A 16,709-nucleotide genomic window follows, 5' to 3' on the forward strand; every position below is an offset into this window, starting at 1 on the left:
GGGTTAACGCGTGCCGTAGACGACGATGGTCTTACCGTGTGCGGAGATCAGGTTCTGATCTTCCAGCATCTTCAGAATACGACCGACGGTCTCACGGGAGCAGCCAACGATCTGGCCGATTTCCTGACGGGTGATTTTAATCTGCATGCCGTCCGGGTGGGTCATCGCATCAGGCTGTTTCGCCAGATTCAGCAGAGTCTGCGCGATACGACCGGTTACGTCGAGGAAGGCAAGGTTGCCCACTTTTTCAGACGTGACCTGCAGACGACGAGCCATCTGAGAAGACAGGCGCATCAGAATATCCGGGTTGACCTGGATTAATTGGCGAAATTTTTTGTAGGAAATTTCAGCGACTTCACATGCGGTTTTGGCACGTACCCAGGCGCTACGTTCCTGACCTTCTTCGAAGAGGCCTAATTCACCAATAAAATCGCCCTGATTCAGATAAGAAAGGATCATTTCTTTCCCTTCTTCATCTTTGATCAGCACTGCCACGGAGCCTTTAACGATGTAATACAACGTTTCCGCTTTTTCACCCTGGTGAATCAGCGTGCTCTTCGATGGGTACTTATGAATATGGCAATGAGACAAGAACCATTCGAGAGTCGGGTCTGTTTGCGGTTTGCCAAGCACCATGCGCGGTTATCCTCTGTTATAAGCTGTCTCCAGAGCCAGAAAACGACGCTGCCTCTGGGTTTGCAAAAATATGCTTCCCGCTACCTGGGAAAGGGGCTGTCAAAAATATACTGCAGCCTGTAATGTGATGTCCTCTGCATACATGCAGTACGTCAATGTATTACTGTAGCATCCCGTCTGTTTTAGCATAGCTTTCGCCGTGTGTCTCCTGGTGTCTCGCTTCAGCATGACGCAGGTCGCCTTCCGTTGCGAGAATTGTTATGTGCGCGTAATCTGTCAGGAAAATTGAAACATTGGAGTTACGAAATATGCAAGCGCGTGTAAAGTGGGTTGAGGGGTTAACCTTCCTCGGTGAGTCCGCCTCTGGCCACCAAATTTTGATGGACGGTAACTCCGGTGATAAAGCGCCGAGCCCGATGGAAATGGTATTAATGGCTGCTGGCGGTTGTAGCGCAATTGATGTGGTATCGATCCTGCAAAAGGGTCGTCAGGATGTGACCAACTGTGAAGTGAAGCTGACTTCAGAGCGTCGTGATGAAGCGCCGCGCCTGTTTACCCACATCAACCTGCATTTCATCGTAACGGGTAACGATCTGAAAGATGCGTCTGTCTCCCGCGCCGTCGATCTTTCCGCGGAAAAATACTGCTCCGTGGCGTTGATGCTGGAAAAGGCAGTGAATATTACCCATTCCTATGAAGTGGTTGCTGCTGCGTGATGCCATGCCTGATGGCGTTACACTTATCAGGCCTACAGGATATAAACGCGTAGGCCGGATAAGGCATCAACCACCATCCGGCAAAAGACTACATCACTCGATCTTCTTACCTTCCATCAGTCGCTGTACCAGCGGCAGCATAATCAATTCCATCGCCAGACCCATCTTGCCGCCAGGTACGACTAACGTATTGATATGGGAAATGAATGAGCCCTGCAGCATGGCCAGTAACCAGGGATAATCGATCCCTTCCAGGTTACGAAAATGAATCACGACAAAGCTTTCATCCAGTGATGGAATGCTCTTAGCGGCAAAGGGGTTGGAGGTATCGACGGTCGGTACGCGCTGGAAGTTAATATGCGTCCGGGAAAACTGCGGCGTGATGTAATTGATGTAATCGTCCATTGAACGTACCACCGAGTCCATCACCGCTTCACGCGAATGTCCACGCTCGCTGGTATCGCGGGTCAGCTTCTGGATCCATTCCAGGTTTACGATAGGTACCACGCCAACCAGCAGATCGACATGCCGGGCCACGTTTTGCTGCGGGGTGACAACACCGCCGTGCAGCCCTTCGTAGAACAGTACATCCGTCGGTTCAGGCAGCGGCTGCCAGGGCGTGAATGTCCCCGGAACCTGGTTCCATGGTACGGCCTCATCGTAAGTGTGCAGATATTTTCGCGACTGGCCTTTGCCCGTCTGACCGTATTCGATGAAGGTTTGTTCCAGCAAGCCGAAGTCATTAGCTTCGGGGCCAAAATAGCTGATATGCCGCCCGGCATCGCGCGCTTTGCGAATCGCCATGTCCATTTCTGGACGGGTATAGCGATGAAAACTGTCACCTTCCACCTCGGCGGCGCGCAGATTTAACTGCGCGAAAATTTTACGAAACGCGAGGCTGGTGGTGGTGGTCCCCGCGCCGCTGGATCCTGTTACCGCAATCACCGGATGTTTGGCAGACATAACAACTCCATGAAATGGTTGTAATTATAGTAAAGTCGGCCGGCGGCTACGGATTACTCGTGAATCTGCTTCCTCGGCATAATGTTGACCGTTTCATGCAGTTCAGACCACACCAGCACGGCTTCACCTGATTGTAGTTGGCGTTTGACGTCGGCGACTTTTTGTTCGAGCGAGCGTTCATGTTCACCATAATCGGTGCCTTCGCGCAAGACAAAGCTTTCAATCAAATTGTCCAGCGCGTCCGGGGAGATATCTTGCCAGGGGATAATCATGATGATGCCTCCAGATACGTTGTCAGCCAGTCCGGGATTCTTGATTCCAGCCACATCTCAGGACGGCGCACCGTGCCACCTATAAATCCGACGTGGCCGCCGTGTTCAGTAAGCTGGTACTCCACCTGTGAGGGCAGATTTTCCGGTTTCGGGATCACATGATGATCCATAAACGGATCGTCTTTCGCATGGATAATCAGCGTTGGTTTGGCGATCCGATTGAGCAACGGCATGGCGCTGCACTGGCGGTAATAGTCTATAGCATCGGCGAAACCGTGGATTTTGGCGGTGATTAGATCGTCAAAATCGCGAATGCGGCGCAAAGATTTCAACTGGGCCAGACTCACCGGCAACGAACCTGGATAAGCTTCAAGCTTCCGTGAGGCATTGGCTTTCAACAGATTGAGCAGGTAGCGCTGGTAGACCCGGGAGAAGCCCTTGTCCATATGGTAGCTACAGGCTTCCAGCACGAAAGGTGCAGAAACGATAACCGCCGCATCTATCGGAATATCGTTGCCTTCTTTTGCCAGCAGGCAAGCCAGCATGTTTCCACCGAGTGAATAACCTACCGCCGCGGTCGGTACGCGACCGAACTCACGCTCCAGCCAGTGTAAAAACCAGGTGCCATCTTCTGTTTCACCGGAGTGATAAATGCGGTTCAGACGATTGGGTTCGCCGCTGCAACCGCGAAAATGCATTACCACGCCCAGCCAGCCGCGCTTTTGCGCTGCTTCAATCAGGCCATGTGCGTAGGGGCTGTTCAGACTGCCTTCCAGACCGTGAAAAACCACCAGGCGCGGTTTGTGTTTCGCCTGTTGCGGATCTTCACTCCACGCCAGATCGACGAAATCACCGTCGGGCAATTCCAGACGCTGCCAGTGGGCGTCGAACTTCACCTTGCGGCGAATTAAACGCGGCAGCATCGTCTGCAGATGGCGGTTACTGATACCGCGCATCGGGCGGAATTCTCGCGAATCGTCGGTAGGTGGGGTCATTTCTGTGGACGTGATTTCAACCATAACACCGGAGCAATTAATAATCGGAAAGAATAACTATACCGCGCACAGCGCGTGCGGGTTAGCCAATATGTGATTTTGTCGCTAGTCAGTCAGCAGGTTACGCGAGAAAAGATGAAAATCGACGTTGGGTTTACGTCGCCACAGGCGGGCTTTACGCGTCCCTGTCGCCACGCTTTCTCCGGTATCTTCAAACATTCCTGACGCTTCAAAGCGACGAATCAGACTTTTACGCTGGATCGACTGACCGAGGATCACCTCGGTGGCTTCGAGCAGTTGCCCATGGGTAAATGTTTCCGGCAAGCAGTATACGGGCAGGAGCGAGTACATCGTTTTTTGCCGTAAGCGGTGTAGCGCCGCGGTAATGATTTTCTCGTGATCAAACGCGAGTGAATAGTTTTTCAGTTCATCAACCGGCACCCAACGGGCATTGCTGACGCTGGCGATATGGGGCGCGCAGTCTACCCAGGCGATTAGTGCAAACCAGGTGACCGTCAGGCTCCAGCCGCGCGGGTCACGATCAGGGCCAGAAAAGGTATCCAGTTGTTCCAGCCACGAAGGCGAAACGCCTGTTTTTTCGGTGAGTTTGCGCAGCGCGGTGGCGCGGGTTGAATCATCGTTTTCGATATCAATAAAGCCGCCGGGTAATCCCCAACGCCCTTTTTGCGGCTGGTTTGCCCGCTCGACCAGTAATACGCACAGCGCCTGCTGATGCAGGGTAAATAACACGCTATCTACCGTCACCAGAGGTGAAGGGAAGCGGCTGGCGTCGTACTGATTCAGGTAGTCGGCTTCGGTGGTCATAAGGTACTCACGATGATTTGTAACGCTGACAAGTGTACCAGCCCGACACCGGGGGGCAAGGTTCGTTTTTTCTCATTGCTTATCAGTGGATTAGCTCACGGCTTAAAAATAATTCATTTTATGCTTGCTTAATATGTGTCACAGGGACATTATTAATTGTGTCGAAGGGACACAATTAAGAGGTGAGCGCGATGAACATAAAATTGACACTAACTTTGGACGACCAGACCTATGCCGTTGCCAGCGGTGTTTTTCCTGATGGTGCTGTCTGGTTAAAAGTCACCGATGCGTTGCCAACCTTTGCTCGCCTGATGCGCATCCGTGCCACGGCTATGCGCGATATGAACGATTTTATGCAGCTGGCGCAACTGGTTGAGGCGGTACGTCATCAGACCGATGTACTGGTCAGCCATCTCGACCTTCCCTGGCTGCCGTGGGCGCGTCAGGACAGACATATGGTATCGGGTGACAGCTTTGCGCTGAAAGTCTTCGCCAGTCAGCTCAATACGTTGAAATTTGACAAGGTCAACGTGCTCGACCCGCACAGCGATGCGGCGGCGGCTGCAATCGACAACTTTGTGGCGATCCCCCAGGAGGTCTGCCTGATGCAAAGCGCGTCATTATCGCGGCTGTTTCAGCAAAACGCGCTGATGCTGGTTGCTCCCGATGCGGGATCGCTGAAGAAGATTGATGCCGTAGCCAGAGTGGCCGGTGTGGAGCAGTACGCCATCCTGAGCAAAAAACGTGATGTGGCAAGCGGCAGCCTGACGGGATTTGCGTTATTGGCCGGAGACGTCAGGGGTAGGGATCTGCTGATTGTTGACGATCTGTGTGACGCAGGCGGTACGTTTATAGGCTCTGCACAGGTGTTACGTGATGCTGGCGCCCGCAGTGTCAGCCTGTATGTCACCCACGGTATCTTTTCTAAGGGCGTTGATCACCTGTTTGCAAACGGTATTGACGCGATCTACACCACCACCTCTTTAGCTGCCCCAGCGTTGGTACATCCGCAGCTTGAGCTTATCGACATTGACGCGATTTACCGCGCCTGAGGGAGAGACTGATTATGAAAATGAACCCGATTCTGGCTATCGACGGCTACAAAGTTTCTCATCGCGTACAGTATCCGCAGGGTACCCATCGCGTGTATTCCAACTTTACCCCGCGCAGCGATCGCTTTTTCTCCTCGCCGTTGGCGGATGGCAAACTGGTATTCTTCGGCCTGCAGGGTTTTATGCAGTGGTTTTTAGTCGACCTGTTTAATGAGGCGTTCTTTGCCCGCCCGGAAGACGAGGTGGTCAGCGAATACAAACAGGTCATGGACAGCTATCTGGGCAAAGATGTGGTGGCGGTGGACCATATTCGTGCACTGCATCAGTTGGGCTATCTGCCGCTGCACATCAAGGCGCTGGATGAAGGCAGCAAAGTCCCGATGGCGGTACCGGTTTTAACTATCATCAACACCCAACCCGAGTTTTTCTGGCTGGTGAATTACCTGGAGACCGTGCTGTCGGCGGAGCTGTGGAAGGCGTCAACAAATGCCACGATAGCTCACCACTACCGCAAAATCTGCGCTCGCTGGGCAGAGCAAACCTGTAGCGACCTGACGCACCTTGACTTCCAGTGCCATGACTTTTCATTTCGCGGTATGTCCGGATTACAGGACACCATGCAGGCGGGCAGTGGGCATTTGTTGAGCTTTAAAGGGACCGACAGTATTCCATCTCTGCTGTACGCCCGCGATTACTACACCGACGGCGAGCCCTATTTTATCGGCGCCAGCATTCCGGCTACCGAACACAGCGTGATGTGTATGGGTGAGCGCGAGCATGAGATTGAAACCTTCCGCCGCCTGATTGCCGATCTCTACCCGCAAGGATTTGTATCAATAGTCTCTGATACCTGGGACTACTGGCAGGTGCTGACGGAATATACCCGCGAACTGAAAAGCATCATTCTGGCGCGTGAAGGTCGGGTGGTATTCCGTCCGGATAGCGGCAACCCGGTGGAGATCCTGTGTGGTATTGGCGCAGATGAGGATACCCGCAGCGATCGTACCGCTCAGGAGAAAGGGTCCGTGGAAGTGCTGTGGGAGATTTTTGGCGGCACGATTAACGCCAAAGGTTACAAGGTGCTCGACCCGCATGTCGGACTGATTTATGGCGACTCCATCACCCTTGAGCGAGCGAATGAGATCCTGCGTCGTCTGGAAGCGAAAGGATTTGCCAGTTCAAACGTCGTGTTTGGCGTTGGTTCTTTTACTTATCAATACAACACACGTGACACCTTTGGTTTTGCGATGAAAGCGACGTGGGGAGAAGTCGACGGTAAAGGCCGGACGATTTTTAAAGAACCGAAAACTGATAATGGTCTGAAACGTTCAGCCCGTGGTCTGCTTCGCGTCACACGTGATGAGCAAGGGGAACTGCGTCTGCATGACGAACAGACCTGGGAGCAAGAGCAGGAAGGGGAGCTGAAAACTCGTTTTCTCAACGGCAAGCTGTTTAACCGTGAGCATTTCGACGAAATTCGCCAGCGTCTGGCGACACAGGGATAATTCAACATAAATGCCGGATGAGACGTGTTGGCGTCGGATCCGGCAATGATGACTACTCGGCCAGCATCTGCTCAAGCTGTTCCTGAGCCTCCAGCCAGGCCATTTCACACTCTTCCAGCCCGGATTTCGCACTGGCCTGCTGCTGCAAACAGGCGGTAAGTTCGGCTTTGCGACTTTGGTCGTACAGTTCGCTGTCGCCGAGTTTTTCTTCCGCCTGCGCCAGCTGTGCGTGCAGTTTCTCCATCTCTTTTTCCAGACGGGTAATCTCTTTACGCAGCGGCTGCGTCAGGGAGCGCAGTTCCGCTTCGCGGCGCTTCTGGTCTTTACGCGCCTGGGCGCTGTTAACGCTCTCTTTCGCCGGTTCGTCGCCCTGGTTTTCCTGTTTCTGGACATCGCTCAGCCACTGCTGATAATCCTCTAAATCGCCATCAAACGGCTCGACTTTCTTGTCGTGTACCAGATAGAGGTCGTCGGTGGTGGAGCGGATCAGGTGACGGTCGTGCGAGACGACAACCAGCGCGCCTTCAAAATCGATCAGCGCCTCGGTCAGCGCCTGACGCATATCCAAGTCCAGGTGGTTGGTTGGTTCATCGAGCAGCAGCAGGTTAGGGCGCTGCCAGACGATCAACGCCAGTACCAGACGCGCTTTTTCGCCACCGGAGAAGCGGCGTGTCTCTTCGCTGACTTTATCGCCCTGGAAGCCGAATCCACCCAGGTAGTCACGCAGTTTCTGCTCCAGTTCCTGCGGCGCCATGCGTGCCAGATGCTGAATGGGTGATTCATCGGCGCGTAAAAACTCCAGCTGGTGCTGCGCGAAGTAGCCCAGTTTGATGCCTTTCGCCAGGCCAATCTCACCGCTGATTGGGGCCAGTTCGCCGGCCAGCAGCTTAATCAGTGTCGATTTACCCGCACCGTTGCGACCGAGCAGGCCGATGCGGGAACCCGGCACCAGATTCAGTTTGATCGAATCGAGAATGACGCGATCGCCGTAGCCAGCGCTGACCTTTTCCATCTTCAGCAGCGGGTTTGGCAGGCTTTCCGGCTCACGGAAGCTGAAGTGGAACGGGTTATCCACGTGCGCTGGGGCAATCAGCTCCATGCGTTCCAGCATTTTGATACGGCTCTGTGCCTGCTTCGCTTTCGTTGCTTTAGCGCGGAAACGATCGATATAGCTTTGCAGATGCGCCACGCGCTCCTGCTGGCTTTCGTACATTGCCTGTTGCTGTGCGAGGCGGGTCGCACGCTGGATTTCAAACGCGCTGTAGTTGCCGGTGTACTCGAACATGGTTTGCTGTTCGATATGAATAATTTTATCTACCACCGGATCGAGGAAGTCGCGATCGTGGGAGATCAAAATCAGCGTACCCTGATAGCTTTTCAGCCATCTTTCCAGCCAGATCACCGCGTCGAGATCGAGGTGGTTGGTGGGTTCATCGAGCAGCACTAGGTCTGAACGGCAAATCAGCGCCTGGGCCAGGTTGAGACGCATACGCCAGCCACCGGAGAAGTCGCTGACCGGGCGCTCAAGCTGTTCGTTGGAGAAGCCGAGGCCATGCAGCAGGCTGGCGGCGCGTGAGCGCACGGTCCAGGCGTCGATGGCATCCAGCTTGCCATGGACGGAGGCAATGGCATGTCCATCGTTACGTTCGTTGGCGTCGTTCAACTGCGCTTCCAGTTGACGATACTCGCGGTCGCCGTCAATGACGTATTCCAGCGCGGGCTGTGGCAACGCAGGCGTTTCCTGATTCACCCACGCGAGCTGCCAGTTTCCCGGATAGGTAAATCCTCCAGCGTCGGCGCTGAGTTCATTTTTCAGCAATGCCAGCAGGGTAGATTTACCGCAGCCATTTTTACCCACCAGGCCAACCTTCTGCCCTGGATTAATGGTGGCCGTGGCATTGTCCAGCAAGACGCGCACGCCGCGACGAATTTGTAACGATGAGAAAACAATCATAAGGCGCCGTATGTTCAGACTATGTTAATTTATCATTATGATAATGTAATGTGCGGGCCGTTTGCCGCACCGAGGCGCAATGGTAGCCCAAAACGTCGAAAATAGACAAAAGACAAAACCGGGAGGGGGATGATGTTCCAGCCAGCGAAAGTCTTGCTGCTGTATGCCCATCCGGAATCTCAGGACTCGGTCGCGAACCGTGTTCTGCTTAAACCGGCCATGCAGCTCAGCAATGTTACCGTGCACGACCTTTATGCGCACTATCCTGATTTTTTTATCGATATTCCGCATGAACAGGCGCTGCTGCGTGAGCATGATGTGATTGTTTTTCAGCACCCACTCTATACCTATAGCTGTCCGGCGCTGTTAAAGGAATGGCTTGACCGCGTACTGAGCCGCGGATTTGCCAGCGGTCCCGGAGGGAATCAACTGGCGGGAAAGTACTGGCGTAGCGTTATCACTACCGGAGAACCGGAAAGTGCCTACCGCTATGACGCGCTAAACCGTTATCCAATGAGCGATGTGCTGCGCCCTTTCGAGCTAACGGCCGGTATGTGCCGCATGCACTGGATGAGCCCAATTATCGTTTACTGGGCCAGACGGCAAACGAAGCAGGAGCTGGACAGCCATGCGAAAGCGTATGGTGACTGGCTGGCGAATCCGATCCCTGTGGGAGGCCGCTGATGGAAGGTTCTGATTTATTGACAGCGGGAGTGTTGTTCCTCTTCGCGGCGGTGGCCGCAGTTCCCCTGGCCTCAAAGCTGGGTATCGGTCCGGTGCTGGGTTACTTGCTGGCGGGTATTGCTATCGGCCCGTGGGGATTAGGATTTATCAGCGATGTGGATGAAATCCTGCATTTTTCCGAGCTGGGCGTAGTCTTTCTGATGTTCATCATTGGGCTGGAACTTAATCCCGCCAAACTGTGGCAACTGCGGCGTTCAATTTTTGGCGTCGGTGCCGCGCAGGTGATGCTGAGCGCGGTGGTGCTGGCCGGATTATTGATGCTCACTGCGTTCTCCTGGCAGGCGGCAGTGGTTGGCGGCATTGGTCTGGCGATGTCATCGACCGCTATGGCGCTACAGTTGATGCGCGAAAAAGGCATGAACCGCAGTGAATCCGGACAACTGGGTTTTTCGGTACTGCTGTTTCAGGATCTGGCGGTGATCCCCGCGCTGGCACTGGTTCCGCTGCTGGCGGGTTCTGCTGACGAACATTTTGACTGGATCAAAGTGGGAATGAAGGTGCTGGCCTTTGCCGGCATGCTGATTGGCGGTCGCTATTTGCTGCGTCCGGTTTTCCGCTTTATTGCGGATTCTGGCGTGCGGGAAGTGTTCACCGCTGCCACGCTGCTGTTGGTGCTGGGGTCTGCTCTATTTATGGATGCGCTGGGGCTGTCAATGGCGCTGGGAACGTTTATTGCGGGCGTGCTGCTGGCGGAAAGCGAATATCGACATGAGCTGGAAACGGCAATCGATCCGTTTAAAGGCCTGTTGCTCGGGCTGTTTTTTATCTCCGTTGGCATGTCGCTCAACCTCGGTGTGCTCTACACCCATATTCTGTGGGTGGTAGCGAGCGTGATCGTGCTGGTGGTCGTAAAAATGCTGGTGTTGTATGTGCTGGCGCGTCTTAACGGCATGAGAAGCTCTGAACGGATGCAATTTGCCGGGGTTTTAAGTCAGGGTGGTGAATTCGCTTTCGTGCTGTTTTCAACGGCATCCTCGCAACGGCTGTTTCAGGGCGACCAAATGGCGTTGCTGCTGGTGACCGTCACGCTGTCGATGATGACTACGCCGCTGGTGATGAAGTTGATTGATAAATTGCTCTCCCGCCAGTTTAACGGCATAGATGAGGAAGACGAAAAACCCTGGGTGGAAGATGATAAACCGCAGGTGATTGTGGTGGGGTTTGGGCGTTTTGGTCAGGTTATTGGTCGCCTGTTGATGGCCAATAAAATGCGCATTACCGTTTTGGAGCGGGATATCAGCGCGGTGAATCTGATGCGTAAATATGGCTATAAGGTTTATTACGGTGATGCCACGCAGGTGGAACTGTTGCGCTCCGCAGGGGCAGAGGCGGCGCAATCTATTGTTATTACCTGTAATGAGCCTGAAGACACCATGAAACTGGTGGAACTGTGCCAACAGTATTTTCCTCATTTGCATATTCTTGCGCGAGCGCGCGGACGTGTAGAGGCGCATGAGTTATTACAGGCTGGTGTGACGCAGTTTTCCCGCGAAACGTTCTCCAGTGCGCTGGAGTTGGGGCGTAAAACGCTGGTTACACTGGGAATGCATCCGCACCAGGCTCAGCGTGCTCAGCTGCATTTTCGGCGGCTGGATATGCGCATGCTGCGGGAACTGATCCCCATGCATACAGATACGGTACAAATCTCTCGAGCCAGGGAAGCCCGGCGCGAGCTGGAGGAAATTTTCCAACGAGAGATGCAGCAAGAGCGACGTCAGCTGGATGGCTGGGATGAATTTGAGTAGAGGATAACCATGGCAATTCGTAAACGTTTTATCGCAGGTGCAAAATGTCCGTCCTGCCAGTCGCAGGATACGCTGGCGATGTGGCGCGAAAATAATATCGATATTGTTGAGTGTGTTAAGTGCGGTCATCAGATGCGGGAAGCAGATAAAGAGGCGCGCGAGCACGTTCGCAAAGAAGAGCAAGTGATCGGGATTTTTCATCCGGACTAGCGATATGGCGCAGCTTTTTTTAAGCTAGAGGGTACACGGGTGCAGAATTCCGCTACAATCTGCGCCACTATTCTTTCCATGCTCAGGAGATATCATGAAAGTAGCAAAGGACCTGGTGGTCAGCCTGGCCTATCAGGTACGTACAGAAGACGGTGTGTTGGTTGATGAGTCTCCGGTGAGTGCACCGCTGGACTACCTGCATGGTCACGGTTCCCTGATTTCTGGCCTGGAAACAGCGCTGGACGGTCATGAAGTTGGCGACAAATTCGATGTTGCTGTTGGCGCAAACGACGCATACGGTCAGTACGACGAAAACCTGGTGCAGCGCGTTCCTAAAGACGTCTTCATGGGCGTTGACGAACTGCAGGTTGGCATGCGTTTCCTTGCTGAAACTGACCAGGGTCCAGTACCGGTAGAAATTACCGAAGTGGAAGACGACCACGTTGTGGTTGACGGTAACCACATGCTGGCTGGCCAGAATCTGAAATTCAACGTAGAAGTTGTTGCTATCCGCGAAGCGACCGAAGAAGAACTGGCTCACGGCCACGTTCACGGTGCGCACGGTCACGACCACGATCATGACCACGGTCATGACGGTTGCTGCGGTGGTCACGGCCACGGTCACGACCATGGCGGCGAAGGCTGCTGCGGCGGTGGCGGTAAAGGTAACGGCGGCGGCTGCGGTTGCCACTGATCGGTATGATTGCCTGATGGCGCTACGCTTATCAGGCCTACCGTAGGCCGGATAAGACGTTTACGTCGTCATCCGGCACAAAAAGCGGGGATATCCCCGCTTTTTTTACGTCTCAATAATGTGGCGGCGGGGTCTCTTCAGACTGCGACGCAATGTGGGACGGCTGCGTTGCTTTGAGCTTTTCCGTCAGCAGACGCAGATGGTCGCGCAGTTTGGCCATTTCCAGTTCATGCGCGGTCACCGTCACGTTGAGCTCTTCAATGGTGATCTCCTGAAATGCCAGGCGACTTTCCAGTTCAGCCAGGCGAGTTTCCATTGTTGTATCCTGCATGATTCACCTCTTTCTTTTTTCTCCGGCAGATCGCGGACTGCGGCGAATTCTACTTAACTTTGCTTGTTTGCACAGCACTCAATCTTCGGTAACGAAACTAATTTAAACAAAAAGAGTCTGAAAAGTGGTGATAATAGGGCGTGCCTGTATGTTGATTTGTTCTGCAACGCTTTATAGTACATTTTTATGTTAGCTAACCCTGGGGTGAGATGCCCCGGCCCTGGAGATATGGATGAAATCACTGTTTAAAGTAACGCTGCTGGCGACCACAATGGCTGTTGCTCTGCATGCCCCGATCACCTTCGCTGCTGATGCTGCGAAACCAGCCGCTACTGCTGACAGCAAAGCAGCATTCAAGAATGACGACCAAAAAGCCGCTTACGCGCTGGGCGCGTCCCTGGGTCGTTATATGGAAAACTCTCTGAAAGAGCAGGAAAAACTGGGCATCAAACTGGATAAAGATCAGCTGATCGCTGGTGTTCAGGATGCGTTTACAGACAAGAGCAAACTGTCTGACCAGGAAATCGAACAAACTCTGCAGGCGTTTGAAGCGCGCGTGAAGAGCTCCGCTCAGGCGAAAATGGAAAAAGACGCGGCTGACAACGAAGCCAAAGGTAAAGTTTACCGCGAGAAATTTGCTAAAGAGAAAGGCGTTAAAACCTCTTCTACTGGCCTGGTCTACAAAGTAGAGAAAGAAGGTACTGGCGCTGCACCGAAAGACAGCGATACCGTGGTAGTTAACTACAAAGGTACGCTGATCGATGGTAAAGAGTTTGATAACTCCTACACCCGTGGTGAGCCGCTGTCTTTCCGTCTTGACGGTGTCATCCCTGGCTGGACTGAAGGCCTGAAAAACATCAAGAAAGGCGGCAAAATCCAGCTGGTTATCCCACCGGATCTGGCTTACGGCAAAACGGGCGTCCCGGGTATTCCGGCCAACTCTACGCTGGTCTTTGATGTTGAACTGTTAGACATCAAACCGGCACCGAAAGCTGACGCGCAGCCAGATGCTGCACCGGCAGATAAAGCTGCCGACAGCAGCAAAAAATAAGCTAACAGAAACCGCCGCCCACAGGGCGGCGGTTTTTTATTATCGACAGGATATAATTAATACTGGAAAGCGCCTTGTGCGCTGTATTACTTTAGATGCCCCTATAATAGTGATGAGCCTGCCCTGACAACATAACGACAGGCTCCTGAAAAGGAGTGCTTTTTTTCATGTCCAGGTCGCTTTTAACCAACGAAACCAGTGAGCTAGATTTGCTGGATCAACGTCCTTTCGATCAAACCGACTTCGATATCCTCAAATCCTACGAAGCGGTAGTGGACGGGTTGGCGATGCTCATTGGTTCCCATTGTGAAATCGTATTGCACTCTTTGCAGGATTTGAAATGCTCGGCCATCCGCATTGCTAACGGTGAACACACGGGCCGTAAAATTGGCTCACCGATTACCGACCTTGCGTTGCGTATGCTGCATGATATGACGGGTGCGGATAGCAGCGTGTCGAAGTGTTACTTCACACGTGCGAAAAGCGGTGTCTTGATGAAGTCGGTGACGATTGCCATTCGCAACCGTGAGCATCGCGTGATTGGTCTGCTGTGCATCAACATGAACCTTGATGTTCCTTTCTCGCAGATAATGAATACCTTTATCCCACCGGAAACCCCGGAAGTGGGCTCTGCCGTCAACTTCGCTTCTTCGGTGGAAGATCTTGTTACCCAGACGCTGGAATTCACGATCGAAGAAGTGAATGCCGATCGCAATGTTTCCAACAACGCGAAGAACCGCCAGATCGTCCTGAATTTATATGAGAAAGGCATCTTCGATATTAAAGATGCCATCAACCAGGTCGCCGATCGGCTGAATATCTCCAAACATACGGTCTACCTCTATATTCGTCAGTTCAAAAGCGGCGATTTCCAGGGGCAAGACAAGTAATGCGTTTTGCCATCATGGTGACAGGGCCTGCTTATGGCACGCAGCAGGCGAGCAGCGCGTTGCAATTTGCTCATGCGCTTCTCGAAGAAGGGCATGAGTTATGCAGAGTCTTTTTCTATCGAGAAGGTGTATATAACGCCAACTTACTGACTTCACCCGCCAGTGATGAATATGATCTGGTGCGGGCCTGGCAACAGCTGAACCAACAGCATGGTGTAACGCTGAATATCTGCGTGGCGGCGGCGTTGCGTCGCGGCATTGTTGATGAAACTGAGGCAAAGCGGCTGGGACTGGCAGGGGCTAATTTACAATCAGGTTTTAACCTCAGCGGACTTGGATCGCTGGCTGAGGCATCCCTGACCTGCGATCGCGTGGTGCAGTTCTGATGAAACGTGTTGCTTTTGTCTTTTCTACCGTACCGCACGGCAGTGCATCTGGCCGTGAAGGGTTAGATGCATTGCTGGCGACATCTGCATTAACGGAAGACCTCGGCGTGTTTTTTATCGGCGATGGCGTCTTTCAAATCCTCCAGGGACAACAACCGGATGCCGTGCTGGCGCGAGACTATATCGCAACCTTCAAGCTGTTAGGGTTGTACGATATCGATCAATGTTGGCTGTGCGCCGCTTCATTACGCGAGCGGGGCCTTCAGCAGGGGGTTAATTTTGTGGTCGATGCGACAGCGCTTGAACCGGAAGATTTACGCCGTGAGTTAGGCAACTTTGACGTCATTTTAAGGTTTTGAGACTCTCATGCTGCACACACTACATCGCTCCGCGTGGCTTACCGATTTCTCCTCTCTTCTTCGCCTGGTAGATAAAGACGATGAGCTTTTATTGCTCCAGGATGGCGTGACGGCGGCAATCGAAGGCAGCCGTTTCCTTGAAAGTCTGCAAAATGCCTCCATTAAGGTCTATGTACTGGAAGAAGACATTAAGGCTCGCGGTTTGAGTGGTCAAATTTCAGACAGTGTCGTCAGGGTTAGCTATACTGACTTCGTCAGACTTACGGTGAAGCATCCCAGCCAGATGTCCTGGTAATTGTGGGATCGTTGTATATTTCTTGACACCTTTTCGACACCGACCTAAAATTCTGCGTCCTCATATTGTATGAGGTCGTTTTATTACGTGTTTACGAAGCAAAAGCTAAAACCAGGAGCTATTTAATGGCAACAGTTAACCAGCTGGTACGCAAACCACGTGCACGCAAAGTTGCAAAAAGCAACGTGCCTGCGCTGGAAGCATGCCCGCAGAAACGTGGCGTATGTACTCGTGTATATACTACCACTCCTAAAAAACCGAACTCCGCACTGCGTAAAGTTTGCCGTGTTCGTCTGACTAACGGTTTTGAAGTGACTTCCTACATCGGTGGTGAAGGTCACAACCTGCAGGAGCACTCCGTGATCCTGATTCGTGGCGGTCGTGTAAAAGACCTCCCGGGTGTTCGTTACCACACCGTTCGTGGTGCGCTTGACTGCTCCGGCGTTAAAGACCGTAAGCAATCACGCTCCAAGTATGGCGTGAAACGTCCTAAGGCTTAATGGTTCTCCGTTAAGTAAGGCCAAACGTTTTATATTAATGTCAAACTAAACTCTTAGAGTTTTGGACAATCCTGAATTAACAACGGAGTATTTCCATGCCACGTCGTCGCGTCATTGGTCAGCGTAAAATTCTGCCGGATCCGAAGTTCGGATCAGAACTGCTGGCTAAATTTGTAAATATCCTGATGGTAGATGGTAAAAAATCTACTGCCGAAACTATCGTATACAGCGCGCTGGAGACCCTGGCTCAGCGTTCTGGTAAAAACGAACTGGAAGCTTTCGAAGTAGCTCTCGAAAACGTGCGCCCGACTGTCGAAGTTAAGTCTCGCCGCGTTGGTGGTTCTACTTATCAGGTACCAGTTGAAGTCCGTCCGGTCCGTCGTAATGCTCTGGCAATGCGTTGGATCGTTGAAGCTGCTCGTAAACGCGGTGATAAATCCATGGCTCTGCGCCTGGCGAACGAACTTTCTGATGCTGCAGAAAACAAAGGTACTGCAGTTAAGAAACGTGAAGACGTTCACCGTATGGCAGAAGCCAACAAGGCGTTCGCACACTACCGTTGGTAATCCCTTCGGAGTTTTAGTCA

Annotated in this window: 20 protein-coding genes and 1 pseudogene; 14 read left to right on the plus strand and 7 right to left on the minus strand. The window is 52.7% G+C overall.

The genetic code is table 11. The features are described from left to right. Positions 1–3: 3 nt before the first annotated feature. Positions 4–636 carry a cAMP-activated global transcriptional regulator CRP gene (gene crp, locus GHC22_RS01745; RefSeq protein ID WP_000242758.1) on the minus strand — a complete coding sequence of 211 codons (633 nt, stop codon included), beginning with the start codon at positions 634–636 and terminating at the stop codon, positions 4–6. Between the two features lie 308 nt (positions 637–944). On the opposite strand from crp, the gene GHC22_RS01750 reads away from it, so the two are divergent. Then, positions 945–1,352: an OsmC family protein gene (locus GHC22_RS01750; RefSeq protein WP_003827750.1), complete on the plus strand. Its 408-nt coding sequence runs from the start codon at positions 945–947 to the stop codon at positions 1,350–1,352. A gap of 93 nt (positions 1,353–1,445) precedes the next feature. Here the strand turns inward: GHC22_RS01750 and GHC22_RS01755 are convergent, their stop codons facing one another. The 4 genes and pseudogenes from GHC22_RS01755 to GHC22_RS01770 form a co-directional block, all read right to left on the minus strand. Then, positions 1,446–2,315, minus strand: coding sequence for a phosphoribulokinase (locus GHC22_RS01755; protein WP_008786301.1), 870 nt, complete (start codon positions 2,313–2,315; stop codon positions 1,446–1,448). A gap of 53 nt (positions 2,316–2,368) precedes the next feature. Further along, a complete protein-coding gene (locus tag GHC22_RS01760; RefSeq protein ID WP_003023615.1) occupies positions 2,369–2,587 on the minus strand; it encodes a YheU family protein in 219 nt (72 codons plus the stop codon). Beyond that, positions 2,584–3,652, minus strand: a pseudogene (locus GHC22_RS01765) (hydrolase). The gene GHC22_RS01760 and the pseudogene GHC22_RS01765 overlap by 4 nt, the downstream one beginning before the upstream one ends. Positions 3,653–3,687: 35 nt before the next feature. After that, positions 3,688–4,407: an NUDIX domain-containing protein gene (locus tag GHC22_RS01770; protein WP_008786298.1), complete on the minus strand. Its 720-nt coding sequence runs from the start codon at positions 4,405–4,407 to the stop codon at positions 3,688–3,690. 191 nt (positions 4,408–4,598) lie between these two features. On the opposite strand from GHC22_RS01770, the gene prs reads away from it, so the two are divergent. Further along, positions 4,599–5,459: a ribose-phosphate diphosphokinase gene (gene prs, locus GHC22_RS01775; RefSeq protein ID WP_153752111.1), complete on the plus strand. Its 861-nt coding sequence runs from the start codon at positions 4,599–4,601 to the stop codon at positions 5,457–5,459. A gap of 14 nt (positions 5,460–5,473) precedes the next feature. Beyond that, positions 5,474–6,964: a nicotinate phosphoribosyltransferase gene (locus GHC22_RS01780; protein ID WP_153752113.1), complete on the plus strand. Its 1,491-nt coding sequence runs from the start codon at positions 5,474–5,476 to the stop codon at positions 6,962–6,964. 52 nt (positions 6,965–7,016) lie between these two features. Here GHC22_RS01780 and GHC22_RS01785 read toward each other — a convergent pair whose 3' ends face one another. Further along, a complete protein-coding gene (locus GHC22_RS01785) occupies positions 7,017–8,918 on the minus strand; it encodes an ABC transporter ATP-binding protein (RefSeq protein ID WP_153752114.1) in 1,902 nt (633 codons plus the stop codon). Positions 8,919–9,050: 132 nt separating this feature from the next. On the opposite strand from GHC22_RS01785, the gene kefG reads away from it, so the two are divergent. The 4 genes from kefG to slyD all read left to right on the plus strand — a co-directional run bounded on the left by kefG (position 9,051) and on the right by slyD (position 12,311). Further along, entirely contained in the window at positions 9,051–9,602 is a 552-nt protein-coding gene (kefG, locus tag GHC22_RS01790) for a glutathione-regulated potassium-efflux system ancillary protein KefG (protein ID WP_003023629.1), read from the plus strand. Continuing rightward, on the plus strand, positions 9,602–11,407 hold the full coding sequence (kefB, locus tag GHC22_RS01795; protein WP_153752116.1) for a glutathione-regulated potassium-efflux system protein KefB: 1,806 nt from the start codon (positions 9,602–9,604) through the stop codon (positions 11,405–11,407). The genes kefG and kefB overlap by 1 nt, the downstream gene beginning before the upstream one ends. 9 nt (positions 11,408–11,416) lie before the next feature. Then, positions 11,417–11,617, plus strand: a complete 201-nt coding sequence (locus tag GHC22_RS01800; RefSeq protein ID WP_003023632.1) for a YheV family putative zinc ribbon protein — start codon at positions 11,417–11,419, stop codon at positions 11,615–11,617. A 94-nt stretch (positions 11,618–11,711) separates the two neighbouring features. Further along, positions 11,712–12,311: a peptidylprolyl isomerase gene (gene slyD / locus GHC22_RS01805; RefSeq protein WP_153752118.1), complete on the plus strand. Its 600-nt coding sequence runs from the start codon at positions 11,712–11,714 to the stop codon at positions 12,309–12,311. Between the two features lie 112 nt (positions 12,312–12,423). Here the strand turns inward: slyD and GHC22_RS01810 are convergent, their stop codons facing one another. After that, on the minus strand, positions 12,424–12,642 hold the full coding sequence (locus GHC22_RS01810; RefSeq protein ID WP_003023639.1) for a protein SlyX: 219 nt from the start codon (positions 12,640–12,642) through the stop codon (positions 12,424–12,426). 232 nt (positions 12,643–12,874) lie between these two features. Between GHC22_RS01810 and fkpA the strand changes: the two genes are divergently transcribed. The 7 genes from fkpA (at position 12,875) to rpsG (ending at position 16,689) form a co-directional block, all read left to right on the plus strand. Then, complete coding sequence (fkpA, locus tag GHC22_RS01815) at positions 12,875–13,693, plus strand: FKBP-type peptidyl-prolyl cis-trans isomerase (protein WP_153752120.1); 819 nt, start codon at positions 12,875–12,877, stop codon at positions 13,691–13,693. Between the two features lie 167 nt (positions 13,694–13,860). Beyond that, positions 13,861–14,583, plus strand: a complete 723-nt coding sequence (locus GHC22_RS01820; RefSeq protein WP_003023643.1) for a transcriptional regulator — start codon at positions 13,861–13,863, stop codon at positions 14,581–14,583. After that, on the plus strand, positions 14,583–14,969 hold the full coding sequence (gene tusD / locus GHC22_RS01825; protein ID WP_153752122.1) for a sulfurtransferase complex subunit TusD: 387 nt from the start codon (positions 14,583–14,585) through the stop codon (positions 14,967–14,969). The genes GHC22_RS01820 and tusD overlap by 1 nt, the downstream gene beginning before the upstream one ends. Next, positions 14,969–15,328 (plus strand): sulfurtransferase complex subunit TusC, encoded by a 360-nt coding sequence (tusC, locus tag GHC22_RS01830; RefSeq protein WP_003827771.1) that lies wholly within the window; start codon positions 14,969–14,971, stop codon positions 15,326–15,328. Before tusD ends, tusC begins: the two co-directional genes overlap by 1 nt. A 7-nt stretch (positions 15,329–15,335) precedes the next feature. Next, positions 15,336–15,623 carry a sulfurtransferase complex subunit TusB gene (gene tusB, locus GHC22_RS01835; protein ID WP_008786292.1) on the plus strand — a complete coding sequence of 96 codons (288 nt, stop codon included), beginning with the start codon at positions 15,336–15,338 and terminating at the stop codon, positions 15,621–15,623. Positions 15,624–15,748: 125 nt separating this feature from the next. Beyond that, on the plus strand, positions 15,749–16,123 hold the full coding sequence (gene rpsL, locus GHC22_RS01840; protein WP_003023654.1) for a 30S ribosomal protein S12: 375 nt from the start codon (positions 15,749–15,751) through the stop codon (positions 16,121–16,123). A 95-nt stretch (positions 16,124–16,218) separates the two neighbouring features. Next, positions 16,219–16,689, plus strand: coding sequence for a 30S ribosomal protein S7 (gene rpsG, locus GHC22_RS01845; RefSeq protein WP_003023657.1), 471 nt, complete (start codon positions 16,219–16,221; stop codon positions 16,687–16,689). The last annotated feature ends 20 nt before the right edge of the window (positions 16,690–16,709 follow it).

This window comes from Citrobacter sp. H12-3-2 (genome assembly GCF_009649895.1).
Lineage (GTDB): Bacteria > Pseudomonadota > Gammaproteobacteria > Enterobacterales > Enterobacteriaceae > Citrobacter > Citrobacter portucalensis.

Coding starts and splice junctions, on each gene's coding strand:
- crp (WP_000242758.1), bottom strand. CDS start 636: ATGGTGCTTGGCAAACCGCAAACAGACCCGACTCTCGAATGGTTCTTG.
- GHC22_RS01750 (WP_003827750.1), top strand. CDS start 945: ATGCAAGCGCGTGTAAAGTGGGTTGAGGGGTTAACCTTCCTCGGTGAG.
- GHC22_RS01755 (WP_008786301.1), bottom strand. CDS start 2,315: ATGTCTGCCAAACATCCGGTGATTGCGGTAACAGGATCCAGCGGCGCG.
- GHC22_RS01760 (WP_003023615.1), bottom strand. CDS start 2,587: ATGATTATCCCCTGGCAAGATATCTCCCCGGACGCGCTGGACAATTTG.
- GHC22_RS01770 (WP_008786298.1), bottom strand. CDS start 4,407: ATGACCACCGAAGCCGACTACCTGAATCAGTACGACGCCAGCCGCTTC.
- prs (WP_153752111.1), top strand. CDS start 4,599: ATGAACATAAAATTGACACTAACTTTGGACGACCAGACCTATGCCGTT.
- GHC22_RS01780 (WP_153752113.1), top strand. CDS start 5,474: ATGAAAATGAACCCGATTCTGGCTATCGACGGCTACAAAGTTTCTCAT.
- GHC22_RS01785 (WP_153752114.1), bottom strand. CDS start 8,918: ATGATTGTTTTCTCATCGTTACAAATTCGTCGCGGCGTGCGCGTCTTG.
- kefG (WP_003023629.1), top strand. CDS start 9,051: ATGTTCCAGCCAGCGAAAGTCTTGCTGCTGTATGCCCATCCGGAATCT.
- kefB (WP_153752116.1), top strand. CDS start 9,602: ATGGAAGGTTCTGATTTATTGACAGCGGGAGTGTTGTTCCTCTTCGCG.
- GHC22_RS01800 (WP_003023632.1), top strand. CDS start 11,417: ATGGCAATTCGTAAACGTTTTATCGCAGGTGCAAAATGTCCGTCCTGC.
- slyD (WP_153752118.1), top strand. CDS start 11,712: ATGAAAGTAGCAAAGGACCTGGTGGTCAGCCTGGCCTATCAGGTACGT.
- GHC22_RS01810 (WP_003023639.1), bottom strand. CDS start 12,642: ATGCAGGATACAACAATGGAAACTCGCCTGGCTGAACTGGAAAGTCGC.
- fkpA (WP_153752120.1), top strand. CDS start 12,875: ATGAAATCACTGTTTAAAGTAACGCTGCTGGCGACCACAATGGCTGTT.
- GHC22_RS01820 (WP_003023643.1), top strand. CDS start 13,861: ATGTCCAGGTCGCTTTTAACCAACGAAACCAGTGAGCTAGATTTGCTG.
- tusD (WP_153752122.1), top strand. CDS start 14,583: ATGCGTTTTGCCATCATGGTGACAGGGCCTGCTTATGGCACGCAGCAG.
- tusC (WP_003827771.1), top strand. CDS start 14,969: ATGAAACGTGTTGCTTTTGTCTTTTCTACCGTACCGCACGGCAGTGCA.
- tusB (WP_008786292.1), top strand. CDS start 15,336: ATGCTGCACACACTACATCGCTCCGCGTGGCTTACCGATTTCTCCTCT.
- rpsL (WP_003023654.1), top strand. CDS start 15,749: ATGGCAACAGTTAACCAGCTGGTACGCAAACCACGTGCACGCAAAGTT.
- rpsG (WP_003023657.1), top strand. CDS start 16,219: ATGCCACGTCGTCGCGTCATTGGTCAGCGTAAAATTCTGCCGGATCCG.